12 protein-coding genes are annotated in these 15,512 nt (G+C 67.4%); 5 read left to right on the forward strand and 7 right to left on the reverse strand.

The genetic code is table 11. From position 1 onward, the window contains the following. Positions 1-1,971 (reverse strand): AMP-binding protein, encoded by a 1,971-nt coding sequence (locus C6Y53_RS08640; RefSeq protein WP_106472065.1) that lies wholly within the window; start codon positions 1,969-1,971, stop codon positions 1-3. Positions 1,972-2,194: 223 nt separating this feature from the next. On the opposite strand from C6Y53_RS08640, the gene C6Y53_RS08645 reads away from it, so the two are divergent. From C6Y53_RS08645 to C6Y53_RS08655, 3 genes are read left to right on the forward strand one after another with little or no spacing between them, the layout of a single operon-like run. Further along, the gene (locus C6Y53_RS08645; protein ID WP_106472066.1) at positions 2,195-4,102 is read left to right on the forward strand and encodes a hybrid sensor histidine kinase/response regulator; all 1,908 of its coding nucleotides are present in this window, start codon (positions 2,195-2,197) and stop codon (positions 4,100-4,102) included. Further along, positions 4,099-4,800 (forward strand): response regulator transcription factor, encoded by a 702-nt coding sequence (locus C6Y53_RS08650; RefSeq protein ID WP_106472067.1) that lies wholly within the window; start codon positions 4,099-4,101, stop codon positions 4,798-4,800. The genes C6Y53_RS08645 and C6Y53_RS08650 overlap by 4 nt, the downstream gene beginning before the upstream one ends. 35 nt (positions 4,801-4,835) lie before the next feature. Then, positions 4,836-5,063 carry a WGR domain-containing protein gene (locus tag C6Y53_RS08655; protein ID WP_106472068.1) on the forward strand — a complete coding sequence of 76 codons (228 nt, stop codon included), beginning with the start codon at positions 4,836-4,838 and terminating at the stop codon, positions 5,061-5,063. Here the strand turns inward: C6Y53_RS08655 and C6Y53_RS08660 are convergent. From C6Y53_RS08660 to fdhF, 3 genes are all read right to left on the reverse strand, one after another. After that, a complete protein-coding gene (locus C6Y53_RS08660) occupies positions 5,048-6,268 on the reverse strand; it encodes a Zn-dependent hydrolase (RefSeq protein ID WP_106472069.1) in 1,221 nt (406 codons plus the stop codon). The genes C6Y53_RS08655 and C6Y53_RS08660 overlap by 16 nt on opposite strands. Before the next feature lie 84 nt (positions 6,269-6,352). Beyond that, entirely contained in the window at positions 6,353-6,874 is a 522-nt protein-coding gene (locus tag C6Y53_RS08665) for a hypothetical protein (RefSeq protein WP_106472070.1), read from the reverse strand. A 210-nt stretch (positions 6,875-7,084) separates the two neighbouring features. Further along, positions 7,085-9,850 (reverse strand): formate dehydrogenase subunit alpha, encoded by a 2,766-nt coding sequence (fdhF, locus tag C6Y53_RS08670; protein ID WP_106474020.1) that lies wholly within the window; start codon positions 9,848-9,850, stop codon positions 7,085-7,087. A gap of 191 nt (positions 9,851-10,041) precedes the next feature. Here fdhF and C6Y53_RS08675 point away from each other — a divergent pair, with 191 nt between their 5' ends. Continuing rightward, positions 10,042-10,695 carry a histidine phosphatase family protein gene (locus C6Y53_RS08675; protein ID WP_106472071.1) on the forward strand — a complete coding sequence of 218 codons (654 nt, stop codon included), beginning with the start codon at positions 10,042-10,044 and terminating at the stop codon, positions 10,693-10,695. A 9-nt stretch (positions 10,696-10,704) separates the two neighbouring features. After that, complete coding sequence (locus C6Y53_RS08680) at positions 10,705-11,760, forward strand: saccharopine dehydrogenase (RefSeq protein ID WP_106472072.1); 1,056 nt, start codon at positions 10,705-10,707, stop codon at positions 11,758-11,760. Between the two features lie 101 nt (positions 11,761-11,861). Here C6Y53_RS08680 and C6Y53_RS08685 read toward each other — a convergent pair whose 3' ends face one another. The 3 genes from C6Y53_RS08685 to mutL form a co-directional block, all read right to left on the reverse strand. Further along, entirely contained in the window at positions 11,862-12,179 is a 318-nt protein-coding gene (locus tag C6Y53_RS08685) for a DUF3775 domain-containing protein (RefSeq protein ID WP_106472073.1), read from the reverse strand. 108 nt (positions 12,180-12,287) lie between these two features. Continuing rightward, positions 12,288-13,526 (reverse strand): DNA recombination protein RmuC, encoded by a 1,239-nt coding sequence (locus C6Y53_RS08690; RefSeq protein WP_106472074.1) that lies wholly within the window; start codon positions 13,524-13,526, stop codon positions 12,288-12,290. After that, entirely contained in the window at positions 13,523-15,385 is a 1,863-nt protein-coding gene (gene mutL / locus C6Y53_RS08695; protein WP_106472075.1) for a DNA mismatch repair endonuclease MutL, read from the reverse strand. The genes C6Y53_RS08690 and mutL overlap by 4 nt, the downstream gene beginning before the upstream one ends. Positions 15,386-15,512 lie beyond the last annotated feature (127 nt).

Below are 15,512 nucleotides of genomic sequence, written 5' to 3' on the forward strand. Positions count from 1 at the left end.
TCATTCCGCCGCCACCTTCTGCGCGACCGGCACCACCGCGGCGTCGCGCACTTCCAGCGTCGCGCTGATCGACCCCTTGCGCCCGTCCTCATAGGTCACCTCGGTCACCGTGCTCACCTCGGCCGACCCGTCATAGAGCGCGGTGATGATGTCGTGGTATTTCTCCTCGACGATGCGGCGGCGCACCTTGCGGGTGCGGGTCATCTCGCCGTCATCGGCATCCAGTTCCTTGTGCAACACCACGAAGCGGTGCACCTGGCAGCCCGACAGCATCGGATCCTCGGCCACCGACCGGTTGACCTCTTCCACATGGGCCTGGATCGCATCCATCACCTGCCGGTGCCCGGCCAGTTCCTGGTAGGACGCATAGGCGATGTTGTTGCGCTCGGCCCAGTTGCCGACCGCCGCCAGGTCGATGTTGATGAAGGCGGTGCACTGGTCGCGCCCGTTGCCGAACACCACCGCCTCGAGGATGCTGGGATAGAATTTCAGCTTGTTCTCGACATATTTCGGCGCGAACAGGCTGCCATCGGCCATCTTGCCCACGTCCTTGGCCCGGTCGATGATGCGCAGGTGGCCGGTGCCTTCCTCGATGAAACCGGCATCGCCCGTGGCCACCCAGCCCTCCGGATCCTTGGTGTCGGCGGTGCTTTCGGGGTTCTTGTAATACTCCACGAACACGCCGGGGCTGCGATAGAACACCTCGCCGCTGTCCGCGATCCTGAGTTCGACCCCCGGCGCGGGCACGCCCACGGTATCGCTGCGCACCTCGCCATCGGGCTGCACGGTGATGAACACCGTGGCCTCGGTCTGGCCGTAGAGCTGTTTCAGGTTGATCCCCAGCGACCGGTAGAAATCGAAGATCTCGGGCCCGATCGCCTCGCCCGCGGTATAGCCCACGCGGACATTGGACAGGCCCAGCGTGTTCTTGAGCGGGCCATAGACCAGCGTGTCGCCGATGCGGTATTTCAGCCTGTCCGCCGCGCTGACCGGCTTGCCGTCGAGTATCGCCGGGCCGACCTTGCGCGCGTGCTCCATGTAGTGATGGAACATGCGCTGCTTCAGCGCGCCCGCATCCTCCATCCGGATCATCACGTTGGTCAGCTGGGTTTCGAACACCCGCGGCGGCGCAAAGAAATAGGTCGGGCCGATCTCGCGCAGGTCGGTCTGCATCGTGTCCGCGCTTTCGGGGCAGTTCACGCAGAACCCGGCCCAATAGGCCTGCCCGATCGAAAAGATGAAATCGCCCACCCAGGCCATCGGCAGGTAGGCGAGGATCTCCTCTTTCTCGGTCAGCCCGTCGAACGCGCAGGACGACCTGGCGCTCTCGATCACGTTGCGGTTGGACAGCACCACGCCCTTGGGCTTGCCGGTGGTGCCGCTGGTATAGAGCATCACGCAGGTGCTGTCATAGTCCAGCCTGGCACGGCGGCGGTCGAGTTCCGCGGTGAATTCGTCGCGGGCCGCGCGGCCCTGTTCCTGCACATGGCTGTACTGGTGCAGGTGCGAATGGTCGTATTTGCGCATCCCGCGCGCGTCGAGATAGATCAGGTGTTCGAACTGGTGCAGCTGGTCCTGCACCTCGATCACCTTGTCCACCTGTTCCTGGTCGCCCGCGATCACGAACCGGGCGCCGCAATGCCCCAGCACATAGGCCATCTCTTCGGCCACCGCGTCCTGGTAGAGCGGCACCGGGATCGCGCCGACCGACTGCGCCGCGACGATCGACCAGTAGAGATAGGGGCGGTTGCGGCCGATGACGGCAATGAAATCGCCTTCGTTGACGCCGAGGTTGATCAGCCCCAGCGCCAGCGCCTCGATCTCGGCCGCGGTATCGGCCCAGGTCCAGCTCTGCCAGATGCCGAATTCCTTTTCCCGATAGGCCGGGCGGTCGGCAAATTTCACGGCGTTGCGTTCAAGAAGCGCGGGAACGGATTGCCCGCCCCCGCTGCAGGTCTGCGTCTGCGCCAAGTTGTCCTCCCCTCCGGCCTCCCAACCGGATCACGACCGCTTTTGCGATTCTCTGTTTCTGCGAAAGCTTGCGCGAAGGTGTGGGGTAACCCTTTCGTGATGTTTTCCCAAATGTAACGAATTGTAACCGGCGATACCCGGCCCCGGCCCGCCCCGCCGGATCAGGCGAATTGCCCCGGCGCGATGGCGGTGCTAGCCATGTGGAACGGAAAGGACAGGTTGCGTGGATCGGACCGACCAACGCATCAAGGCCATGACCACGGTGGGTCTGAACCTGATAGACCAGGCGCTGTCGATCTATGACAGCGACCTGTTGCTGGCGGTGTCGAATCACCGGTTCCAGGAAATGTTCAACCTGCCCGACCGGCTGGTGCAGCCCGGCGCCGGTTTCGCCGAAACCATCCGCCATATCACCGAGGCCGGCGAATACGGCCCGGTCGCGGATGTCGAGGCTGTGGTCCGCGACCGCGTCGAACAGGCGCTGACCTTCGAGCCGCATTACCTCGAGCGCGTCCGCCCCAACGGGCAGGTGATCTCGGTCGAGGGCGCGCCGCTGCCCGAGGGCGGCTGGGTCACCGTCTATACCGACATCACCCGCACGAAACAGTCCGAGGCGCTGCTGCGGGCGCGGTCCGAGGAACTGTCGGACCAGTTGCTGGCCCATGCCGAGCAACTGGCCGCCGCCAACCGTGAACTGGCCGCGACCAATGCCACGCTGGAGGAGGCCAAGCGCCAGCTCACCGAGATCGAATCGCGCACCCGGCTCACCACCGAAATGATGCCCGCGCATATCGCCCATGTGGATGCGACCGGCCATTATACCTATTCCAACCGCCGGTTCGCGTCGGTGTTTCCCGGCCGGCCGGCGGACATCGTCGGCAAACATGTCCGCGATGCTCTCGGGGCCACGGCCTATCAACGGGTGGAACCGCACCTGGCCGCGGCGTTCGAGGGCGGCGAGGCGGTGTTCGAGTTCACCGAGGACCGCGATTCGCGGCGCATCCGGGTTGCGCTGACACCGGATGCGGGCACTGGCGGGCTCTATATCCTGTCGATGGACATCACCGAGGAAACACAGGCCCGCGTGGCGTTGCAGCAATCCCGCCGCCGTGCGCTGGCCGCCCAGATGACCAGCGGGCTGGCGCATGATTTCGGCAACCTGCTGACCATCATCCTCGGCCTGCAAAGCCGGCTGGCGCGGATGGATCTGGGCGACCCGGCCCAGGAGCTGATCGCCGCGACCCGGGGCGCGGCACAGCGCGGGGGACGCCTGCTGAACCGGATCGCCGACATGACCGGCAAACGCCCGCTGCGCCCGACCGCCACCGACCCGCACGCGCTGCTGGACGACCTGAAACTGCTGGCGACGCCGAGCCTGCCGCAAATGGTGGGGCTGAGCGTGCTCGATCACCTGCCGCCGGGGCGGGTGATGCTGGATGCGGGCATGGTGCAGGATGCGCTGCTGAACCTCGTCCTGAATGCCCGCGACGCCTGCGCCGCATCGGGCCAGATCACCGTCAGCGCCCATTGCGTGGGCAGCACCTGGATCGAGATCGCGGTGACCGATACCGGACCCGGCTTTTCGCCCGAGGCGCTGGAAAACGCGCTGACCCCGTTCTTTACCACCAAGGGCGGCTCGGGATCGGGGCTGGGCCTGCCGATGGTCTATGACACGGTGAAACTGGCCGGCGGCGACCTGCAACTGACCAACACGCCCGAAGGCGCGGCGGTCACCCTGCGCCTGCCCTATCGCCCCGCTGCGCCGGAAACCGCGGGCGGGCTGGCGTTGCTGGTCGAGGACAGCGAACCGCTGCGCGCCTCGGTCCGCGACATGCTCGTCGCGCTCGATTTCGCCGTGATCGAGGCCGCCTCGGCGGACGAGGCGGCGGCGCTGGTGGCCGATGTGCCGGACATTTCGCTGGTGCTGTCGGATATCCGGCTGCAGGGGCCGGCGACGGGCCTGGACCTGCTGGACCGGATCGACGGCAGCGGGTTGCCCTGCATCCTGATGACCTCGCTGCCGCCCGGCGACCCGCTGCACCGCGCCGCGCTGGCGCGGGTGCCGGTCCTGCGCAAACCCTTTTCCGCGGCCGGACTGGCCGCCCTGATCCGCCCCGAGGCCGCCGCATGACCGCACCGCTCGTGACCATCCTGGACGATGAACCCGAGATTCGCCGGATGCTGACCGACGCGCTGGAAGATGCCGGGTTCCGCACCCAGAGCTTCAGCCGCGCGCGCGAATTCGAGGCCGCGCTGAAACGGGTCACCCCCGATGTCTGCCTCGTCGATCTGTCGCTGCCGGATACGGACGGGCTGGCGCTGGTGCACCGGCTGGCGCTGGAACAGGGCGCGGCGGTGATCATCATCTCGGGGCGCGTGCAGGTGCAGGACCGGGTCACCGGGCTGGAACTGGGCGCCGACGACTATATCACCAAGCCCTTCGATCCCGCCGAGGTCGTCGCCCGCATCCGCGCCCGGCTGCGCAGCGGCCGCGCGACGCCGCAGGCGGGCGACGTTGCCCGGTTCAACGGCTGGACCGCCCATTTCGACCGTTTCGTGCTCGAGGACGAAACCGGCGCGGAAACCACCTTCTCGCAGGCCGAAGGCGAGGTGCTGCGCCTGTTTCTGGAAAGCCCGAAACGCCTGATCAGCCGGGCGCAGATGCAGGAAACGCTGGGCGGCGCGGCGGGCGACAGTTTCGACCGGGCGATGGACGTGCGCATATCACGGCTGCGGACCAAGCTGCGCGAAGACCCCAAGAATCCGCGCCTGATCAAGACGATCTATGGCGCGGGCTATATCTTTCTGGGCGATGTGCGGTGGGGATAGTTGTCCCGCGCCACGCGCCCCGCTAGGGTCGGCCCATGGCCATCTGTCTGCTCTACCGGCGCGAGGCACGCCGCCGTGCGCGTTTCTACCGCGTCGAGATCGCGATGAACCTGTTTTCCGAGGTGTCGGTCCTGCGCGAATGGGGCGAAGCCGGTTGTCCGGGCCGCAGCGTGGTGAATATCTTCGGCAACCTGCGCGATGCCTCTCTGGCCGCCGACCGGCACCGCGAACGGGCGCTGCGCCGGGGCTATGCCCGCGCCTGACCGCCCAGACGCTCCGCCGCACCCGCCAACACCCGCAATCCCGCCACCAGGTCGGTCTCGTCGGTATCCTCGGCGAAATCATGGCTGATACCGCCGATCGAGGGCACGAACAGCATCGCCACCGGCAACAGCCGGGCGACGTTGGTGGCATCGTGCAACGCACCGGACGGCATCACCCGCCAGCGCCCCGGCGCGACATCCTCGGCCGCCGCCTCGAGCGCCCCGCGCAGGGTGGCATCCATCGCCACCGGTTCGAGCCCGAGCATCGGGCCGAAACCGGTTTCCAGCGCGTATTGCCCCGCGATATCGGCAATGGTGTCGCGGATGATCGTCTCCATCCGCGCCAGCCGGGCGGGATCGCCATCGCGCCATTGCATCGAGAACGTGACCCGGCCGGGCACGATGGACGACGCGTTGGGATGCAGCGCCACATGGCCGATGGTCCATACCGTGCGCGGCGTGACCACGTTGCGCAGCCTGTCATTCAGGGCCGCGTTGAAGGCGGCGAGCCCCTGGAACGCATCCCGGCGCAGGTGCATCGGCGTGGTTCCGGCGTGGTTCTGCTGGCCCGAGAAGGTGATGTTCATGTCGCGGATGCCGACGATATCGCTGACGACCCCGATCTGTTCGCGCGCCTGATCCAGCACCGGACCCTGTTCGATATGCAACTCGACAAAACCGGTGAAGCGCGCGGGATCGACGAACCCGTCCGACCGTTCGGCCAGCACGCTCCGCATCTGCTGCAACCGGTTGCCGCCGTGATCGGTCAGCGCATCGGCCTCGTCCAGCGACAGATGCCCTGACCAGACCGCGCTGCCGGTGGTGACCCCGAACCGGCCCTCCTCGTCCTGGAAACTGACCACGGATATCGGCGGCCCGGCGGATTCGCGCGATGCCCGCGCGACCTCGAGCGCGGCGATGACACCCAGCGCCCCGTCCAGCCAGCCGCCTTCGGGCTGGCTGTCGGAATGCGACCCCATCAGCAGCGATGGCCCCTCGGCAAGGCCGAACAGGTTGCCCATCGGATCGAAATGCGGGGTAAGGCCGGCCTGTTCGATCCGGCCCGCCAGCCAGGTCCGCGCGGCGATGTCGGGCTCGGAATAGGCCGGGCGCCTGACACCCTTGCAGACACCCTTGCCGACACCCGCCGCGCCGAAACGGCGCAGCTTGTGCAGGTCGGACAGGAAACGGTCTGGGTCGATCATGGGTCCGGTTCTTGGTTTCAGGTCCAAAGGCGCATCCGACCGGACATGCCGGCCACCGGGGCGGCCGGCATCCCGGTTACCGGTTCAGCCGGCCTGTTCCTGGTTGCACTTGATGGCCGCCTCGATCGCCTTGTGGGTGCCGTCGAGGCTGACCGTGAACGCATTTTCATGCTTCGGCATCACCACCATCTCGTGCTTCTTTTCCAGGTCGCCCAGAAACTCCAGATTCTTCGAGATGACATAGCCGCCGGTATAGCCGTCCGACAGGTGCTTGGTCTTGACCAGCTCGCCCTCGTAGAGGTTGCCGTCCAGCGACAGCATGATCTTTTCCTTGCCGTCCTTCAGCCCGATATCGGCCTTGGTGAAAACACCGACATAGCCGAACGTGTGGTCCTCGGTCAGCCCCATCTGCATGACGTTTTCATTCTCGTCCACGCGTTCGATCAGGCACGAATTCCGGCCCTTGTCCACGAAGACGGTCCAGTTGCCTTCCTGGCCCCATTTGGTGAACCCGTCGGAACCCGGCAACACTTCGTCGGCAAAGGCGGCGGGGGCGGCCAGGGCGGACATCACCGCGATTGCGGCACAACAGCTCTTGATAGACATGAGTATCTCCTTGTTTCGCAGGTTCGCCGGATCGCTGCACGCACGGAGTTCGGGGTCGTCCCCGACTCCGCTTAAGCGCGAACCGACAGGCCCGACCACGACCTTAGGGGCATCGCGCGGCATTCCAACCGGTTTCCCGGCGCGGCTCCGGAAACCCCGCCGCACAAGCGGGTTTTCGCCGATGCCGCGCGGTTCCGGCCACGTCCGGGCCTATTCGGCAGCCGCCGGGCGCCGGGCGTCTTCGACCCGCACGGCGGAAAACTTGAACTCGGGGATCTTGCCATAGGGGTCCAGCGCCGGGTTGGTCAGGATATTCGCCGCCGCCTCGACATAGGCGAAGGGCAGGAACACCATGTCGGGCGCCACCGCCCGATCGGCCCGCGCCATGACCTCGACCGAGCCCCGGCGCGTGGTCAGGCGCAGCATCCCGCCCGGTTCCACGCCCAGCTTGCGCAGGGTGGAGGGATGCAGCGAACAATTCGCTTCGGGTTCGACCGCATCCAGCACCGCCGACCGGCGCGTCATCGACCCGGTATGCCAGTGTTCCAGCTGGCGCCCGGTGGTCAGGATCATCGGATAATCCGCATCCGGGGCCTCGTCCGGCGGGACGATGCTGGCCGGGGTGAACCGCGCCCGGCCGCCATCGCGCGGGAACCCGTCGGCAAACACGATCGCCTGGCCGGGATCCTCGGGCGAAAGCGACGGGTAGGTGACGACGTTTTCCCGCTCCAGCCGGTCCCAGCTGATATTGTCCAGCGACGGCATGTTGAGCTTCATCTCGGCGAACACGTCGGCGGGGCTGTCATAGCTCCAACTCAGCCCGCAGCGCCGCGCCAGGTCGACGACGATACGCCAGTCCTCGCGCGCCTCGCCCGGCGGCGCCACGGCGGGGCGGCCCATCTGCACCTGGCGGTTGGTGTTGGTCACGGTGCCCGATTTCTCGGCAAAGGCCGATGCGGGCAGGATCACGTCCGCATAATTCGCCGTCTCGGTGAGAAAGATATCCTGCACCACCAGATGATCGAGCCGGGCCAGCGCAGCGCGGGCATGATCCACGTCGGGGTCCGACATAGCCGGGTTCTCGCCCAGAACATACATGGCCCGGATGTTGCCCGCGTGCACGTCATCCATGATCTCGGTCACGGTCAGACCCGCCTCGGCGCTGAAATCGTCGGACTGCCACACCTCGGTAAAGGCCGACCGCACCCCGTCATCGGTCACGCTCTGGTAATCCGGCAGGAACATCGGGATCAGCCCCGCATCCGAGGCGCCCTGCACGTTGTTCTGCCCCCGCAGCGGATGCAGGCCGGTTCCGGGGCGGCCCACCTGCCCGCACATCAGCGCCAGGCTGATCAGGCAGCGCGAATTGTCGGTGCCGTGAACATGCTGGGACACGCCCATGCCCCAGAAGATCATCGCCGATTTCGCCCCGGCAAATGTGCGGGCCACGTCACGCAGCACCGCGGCGTCGATACCGCAGACCGGCGCCATGTCTTCCGGGCTGAACCGGGCCAGATGCGCCTTTTCGGCCTCCCAGTTCTCGGTGAACGCCTCGATATACTGGCGGTCATACAATCCTTCCTCGACGATCACGTTCATGATCGCGTTCAGCATCGACACATCCGCACCGGGGCGGAACTGCAGCATGTGCGACGCGAACCGGCGCAGCCCCACGCCGCGCGGGTCCATCACGATCAGCTTGCCGCCCCGCTTGGCGAACTGCTTGAAATAGGTGGCGGCGACCGGGTGGTTCTCGACCGGGTTGGCGCCGATCACGATCGCCACATCGGCATTTTCGATCTCGTTGAAGGTGGCCGTGACCGCGCCCGAGCCGACATTTTCCAGCAGCGCCGCCACCGAGGACGCATGGCAAAGCCGGGTGCAGTGGTCGACATTGTTGTGGCCAAAGCCCTGGCGGATGAACTTCTGGAACAGATAGGCTTCCTCGTTGGTGCATTTGGCGCTGCCAAAGCCGGCGACTTCGCGCCCGCGCCCCTTCAGCCCCGCCGCCGCGGCGTCCAGCGCCTCGTCCCAGCCGGCCTCGCGGAACACTTCCTGCCAGTTGCCCGGATCCACGTTCAGCCCCTTGGCCGGGGCATCCTCGCGCCGGATCAGCGGCCGCATCAGCCTGTGCGGATGGTGGATATAGTCGAAACCGAACCGCCCCTTGACGCAGAGCCGGTTCTCGTTGGCCGGGCCGGGCGCGCCCTCGACAAATTTCACCCGCCCGTCCTTGACCTTCAGGCTGATCTGGCAACCGACACCGCAGAACGGACAGACGCTCTGCACCTCGCGGTCGAAATCGGCGCTGTCGCCCCGCTGGTCGCCATCGAGCACGGTCGCCGGCATAAGCGCGCCGGTCGGACAGGCCTGCACGCATTCACCGCAGGCGACACAGGTGCTGGCCCCCATCGGGTCGGCGATGTCGAACACCGGATAGGCCCCGTGACCGCGCCTGGCCATGCCGATCACATCGTTCACCTGCACCTCGCGGCAGGCCCGCACGCACAGGCCACACTGGATACAGGCATCGAGATTGACCCGCATCGCCACATGGCTGTCGTCCAGCAACGGCACACGCGCCGGCTCGAGCGGGGGAAACCGGCTTTCCGCGACACCGGCCAACCCGGCCATGTCCCACAGGTGGCTCGACCGGTCACGGGCCTCGTCGCGGGCGGGCTGGTCGGCCAACAGCAGCTCGACCACCATCTTTCGGGCGGCCTCGGCCCGCAGCGAGGCGGTGCTGACCACCATCCCCTCCGATGGTTCGCGGATGCAGGACGCGGCCAGCGTGCGCTCGCCCTCGATCTCCACCATGCAGGCGCGGCAATTGCCGTCCGGTCGATAGCCCGGCGCCGGTTTGTGGCACAGGTGAGGGATGACCAGCCCGCGGCCATTGGCCACTTCCCAGATGGTCTGACCCGGATCGGCCTCCACGTCCCGACCGTCCAGAACGAACCTCACCTTCTCCGACATGCCCGCCTCCATCGCTGCCCCCACCTTACATCATGGCGGCGCCGGGGCGAGTCCACCGTTTTCGACATCGGCGGCCCGTTTTGCGCCACCGCCGCCCCTTCATCTTGCCCGAAAAACTCCCGCCGGAGGCTCCCGCCCTTTCCAGCCGCGCAACAGTGGCCTAAACCGGGCGAAACCAAAACAGGCGCCACATGTCACAGATCACGCTCATTCGCCACGGACAGGCCAATACGCAGGCCCGCAGCGAAACCGAATACGACCGTCTCAGCCCGCTCGGCCACCGCCAGTCGCAATGGCTGGGCGAACATCTCGCCACCCTGCCGGACACCCATACGCGGATCTGGTGCGGCACCCTGAACCGGCATCGGGAAACCGCCGCCTCGATGGGGCTGAAGGCGCAGATCGTGCAGGACGAACGGCTGAACGAACTGGAATATTTCAACCTTGCCCAGGCGATGGAGCAACAGCACGGCCTGCCGCTGCCGGACGAACGCGAAGGGTTCGTGACCCACCTGCCGACGGTGTTCGCGGCCTGGGAACGCGGCGACATCGCCGACCCGCCCGAGAGCTTTGCCGATTTCGACGCCCGCGTCCGCGGGGCGCTGGCCGATATCGCGGCCGAACCCGGCCCGGCGCTGGTGGTGACCTCGGGCGGGCTGATCTCGATGGTGATGCGGCAGTCGCTGGGGCTCGACACCGGCGCGATGGCGCAGATGGCGCTGGCGATCATGAACACGTCGATGCACCGGCTCCACCCGATCGGGGACCGGCTCAGCCCGGTCCTGTTCAACGCGGTGCCGCATCTGGACAACCCAGACCGGCAATTCGCCCAGACCCATATGTAAGGAACCGCCATGACGCATCTCTGGGTCCGGGCCGAACAGCGAGAAAACGAACAGCGCGTGGGCCTGACCCCCGACGGGGCCGGGCGCCTGGTCGCCGCCGGGATCAGGGTCACGGTCGAGCAGAGCCACAGCCGCGCGATCCCCATCGACGGCTATGCGCAGGCAGGCTGCGACATCGCGTCCGAAAACGCCTGGCCCCGGGCCCCGCTCGACGCGATCATATTCGGGCTGAAGGAACTGCCCGGGGACGGCACGCCGCTGCCCCATCGCCACATCATGTTCGGCCATGCCTTCAAGGGCCAGCATTCGGGCCGGGTGCTGCTGGAACGGTTCCGTGACGGCGGCGGCACGCTCTACGACCTGGAATACCTGGTCGACGAAACCGGCCGCCGGGTCGCAGCCTTCGGCTACTGGGCCGGCTACGCCGGCGCGGCGGTGACGCTGAAGGCCTGGGCGGCGCAGCAGCGCGGACAGATCTGCGGCCCGGTCGGCGTCTATCCCGACAAGGATGCGCTGATCGCTGAACTGGACGCGGAACTGGTATCGGGCAATGCCCCGCGCCCCCGCGCCATCGTGATCGGCGCGCTGGGCCGCGTCGGCGCCGGCGCGGCGGATCTGTGCACTGCGATGGGCGTCGAAACCACCCGCTGGGACATGGCGGAAACCGCCCATGGCGGTCCGTTCCCGGACATCCTGGATCACGACCTGTTCCTGAACTGCATCTTCGCGCGCCCCGGAACACCGGTCTTCGTGCCGCGCGCGGCGCTCGGCGCCCCGCGCCGGCTCAGCGTGATCGGCGACGTGGCCTGCGATCCCGACAGCGATTACAACCCGGTGCCGGTCTACGACCGCGCGACCAGCTGGGAGGCGCCGGTGCTCCGCGTGGCCGACGCCCCGGTGCTGGACGTGATGGCGATCGACAACCTGCCGTCGATGCTGCCTGCCGAAAGCTCGCGGGACTATGCCGGCCAGCTGCTGCCGACACTCCTGTCCCTGACCGACCCGGATAGCGGGGTCTGGGGCCGGGCCAGAGCGACATTCGAGGCACATGTCCAAGGCCTCTGACACGGAACACCACCACCCCTGACCGCGCCCCTTCATCTTGCCGGATAAACTCCGGGGAGCGCGAGGGGCTGGCCCCTCGCTCCCGCCGGCGCCAGATGGGCCTACATCAGGTCGTTTTCGACGTCCTCGGCCGAGATACCCAGCGCATCCAGCCCGTTTTCCAGGTGATCCGACAGATGCGGGGTGCCGATCAGGTAGTCGGCGCAGGGTATCGAGGCCTCGGCCTTGGCCGTGGCAATGGCTTCTTCGAGGTCATCGGCAAAGAAACTTTCGCGCCCGATCCACATGATCGCCACCAGCTCGGCCTGTTCGTCCTCGCTCATGCGGTCGATGAAGCCGCGCAGTTCGCCTTCGGCACGGTGCAGTTCGCGGGCCATCATCGCCACCTGCGCCACCTTGCGGGCAGAAATTTCCAGCATTGCGCAATCTCCTCTTCATCGGCCTGCCGTGGTGATACTACCACGGCTGCAACCATCCTTGATCTCTCTCAATAAACCTCCCCGGTCAACTCCCGCGGCGGCGGGATGTTACCTGCGCCGTTCCAGCGGGACCATCTCGGCGGGTGCCGGATCGGGGGCGATCTCCTCGAAATCGAAACTGTCGAGCCGTTGCGCCCGGCGCCCGGCCTTGTCGGCGCTGATCTTGATCTCGGAGATATCCTTGGCCGCCTGCCCGAAATGCCGGTCGAGATTGCCGACCCGGTCGCCGAGCCGTTCCACGTCCTTGTGCAGCAGGCCCAGTTCCTTGCGGATCGCCCCGGCCTGTTCGCGCATCCGCGCGTCCTTGAGGATCGCGCGCATGGTGTTCAGCGTGGCCATGCAGGTGGTCGGCGACACGATCCAGACCCGCGCCGAAAATCCCTCGCGCACGATATCGGCGAAATTGGCGTGCAGTTCGGCATAGACGGCTTCGGAGGGCAGGAACATCAACGCCCCGTCGGCGGTTTCGCCGTCGACGATGTATTTCTCGGAAATTGCCCGGATATGGGTGCGCAGCGCGGTTTTCATCTGCCGCGCGGCATCCTGCAGCTGTGCCGGCCCGTCGGCCCGGCGCAGCGCCTCGTAAGGCTCCAGCGGAAACTTGCTGTCGATCACGATCGGCCCCGGCGGGTTGGGCAGGTGGATCAGGCAGTCGGCGCGTTTGCCGTTGGGCAGGGTGTGTTGCAGCGTATAGGCATCGGGCGGCAGCGCCTTGGACACGATGTCGTTGAGCTGGATCTCGCCAAAGGCACCGCGTGTCTGCTTGTTGGACAGGATATCCTGGAGGCTCAGCACATCGCCCGACAGCTTGGTGATGTTGTCCTGGGCCTTGTCGATGGCCGCCAGCCGCTCCTGCAGCGCGGTGAGCGATGTGGCGGTCTGCCGGGACGACCCGTGCAGCGTGTCTTTCATCCGCTCCTGCATCTCGGTCAGCGCCCGGTTCTGGCGCATCGCGTTGTCGGCCAGCCGGTCCGACATCTGCTGCTGGACCGTGGCGAGACGCGATTCGACCGTCTGGATCACCTGCAACTGCGCATTGGCCTGGGTGTCGGACACCTGTTGCAGCCCGCCCTGAAGCTGCGCCTGCCCCTGGCCCAGCTGCTGCACATGGGTGCCGAGCGCCGCCATCTGCCGCGCCAGCGGTTCAACAGTCCGGGCCGACCGGCTGGCGGCCCGCAGGGCGAGGACCAGGAGCAGCAGCACCAGCAGCACCGCGCCGATCGCGGCAGCTGCGGCGATCACGCGCGGATCGTCCAGCGGAAAGGACTGCCCGGCCACGGTGATCATGTGCGCCCGAACAGCCGTTCGATATCGGCCAGTTTCAGTTCGACATAGGTCGGACGACCGTGGTTGCACTGGCCCGAATGGGGCGTGGTCTCCATCTCGCGCAGCAGCGCGTTCATTTCCTCGGCGCGCATCCGGCGGCCCGAGCGGATCGAACCGTGGCAGGCGACACGGCTGAGGATCGCCTCGATCCGCGCCTGCACGGTGGCTGCGGTGCCCAGGTCGGTCAGGTCGTCGAGAATGTCGCGGATCAGCGCGGCGGCATCGATCTCGCCGAGAACGGCCGGGGTTTCGCGCACGGCCACCGCCCCGCCGCCAAAGGGTTCGACGGTCAGGCCGAAACGGGCGAGATCGGGCGCGGCGTCGAGCAGGAGCGCGCGGTCGCCATCGGACAAGTCCACGATCTCGGGGATCAGCAGCGCCTGCGCGGCAACGCCGTTTTCGGCCATCTGGCGTTTGAGTTTCTCGTAGACCAGCCGTTCATGCGCCGCGTGCTGGTCGACGATCACCATGCCGTCCGCGGTCTGGGCAATGATGTAGTTTTCGTGCACCTGCCCGCGCGCGGCCCCCAGCGGCAGCTGTTCGGCGGCCCGCTCCTCCGCCCGATGGGCGACGTCGCTGGCGGCGGGCGTTTCGACCACCCGGCCGCTGTAGGCGCTGCGCATCTCGTCGAAGCCCGGCGCCTGCGCGGTCCAGGCCGTCGCCCGTGCCGCGGCCGAAGGCCGGTCCATCTGATAGACGCGCGCGCCAGCAGGCGAGGTCTGTTCGGGGCGCATCGCGCCCAGCGCGGCGCCCGACACGGTGGTCGAGGCGCGGTGCCCGGCCCCGGCCAGGGCATGGCGCAGCGCCGAGACGATCAGCCCGCGAGCCGTGCCGGGATCGCGGAACCGGACCTCGGATTTCGCCGGATGCACGTTCACATCCACCAGCGACGGGGCGCAATCGATGAACAGGGCTGCCACCGGGTGGCGGTCGCGGGACAGGAAATCGGCATAGGCCCCGCGCAGGGCGCCGGTCAGCATCCGGTCCCTGACCGGCCGGCCGTTGACAAAGAGGAACTGCGCCACCGCGGCTCCGCGCGAATAGGTGGGCAGCGCCGCCAGCCCATAGAGCCGCAGGCCGTCGCGCGTGGCGTCGATCCGCAGCGCGTTGTCGGTGAAGTCGCGCCCCATGACCCCGGCCAGACGCGCGGTCAGGGCGTCGAACAGCTCGCCCTGTTCGGCATCGGCGCGAAAGGTTTCGCGGCTGCCCCCGCCCGACATGTCGCGCAGGGTGAACCCGACCGACGGTTCGGCCATGGCCAGCCGTTTCACCACATCCGCGATCGCCTGGGTTTCGGCCCGGTCGGAGCGCATGAATTTCAGCCGCGCCGGGGTGGCGTAGAACAGGTCGCGCAGCTCGGCCACCGTGCCCGCGCGCAGCGCCGCCGGCTTCACCGGCTCGATGGTTCCGCCCGCGACCCGGATCATGGCCGCGTCATGGCCGGGGGCGCGGCTGGTCAGCGTCAGGCGCCCGACCGCCCCGAGCGACGGCAGCGCCTCGCCCCGGAAACCGAAGGAGTGGATGTCGAGCAGGTCCGTGCCGTCGATCTTGGAGGTCGCGTGGCGGGCCAGCGCCAGCGGCAGATCACCGGGCGCGATGCCACAGCCGTCATCGGTGACGCGGATCAGCGTCTTGCCGCCATCGGCGATCTCGATGGCGATGCGCGCCGCACCCGCGTCGATGGCGTTTTCCACCAGTTCCTTGACCGCCGAAGCGGGACGTTCCACGACTTCGCCCGCCGCGATCCGGTTGATCGCGGCATCGTCCAATTGCCGAATGACCGGGCGGTCCTTGCCTATATTGGGGTCATCATACGCCATACCCCAATACCTAGCATGGCCGCATACGATTCTGCCACCGCTCTGTTGCGGGGATGCGCGGGTTTCGGTTGCGGGCATGCCACCCCGGCGATGCGCTGGGGCGGCGAAAGGCTGCACCGCGCGCTTG

Origin of the sequence: Pukyongiella litopenaei, from assembly GCF_003008555.2 — a bacterium.
In the GTDB taxonomy this organism is placed as follows: domain Bacteria; phylum Pseudomonadota; class Alphaproteobacteria; order Rhodobacterales; family Rhodobacteraceae; genus Pukyongiella; species Pukyongiella litopenaei.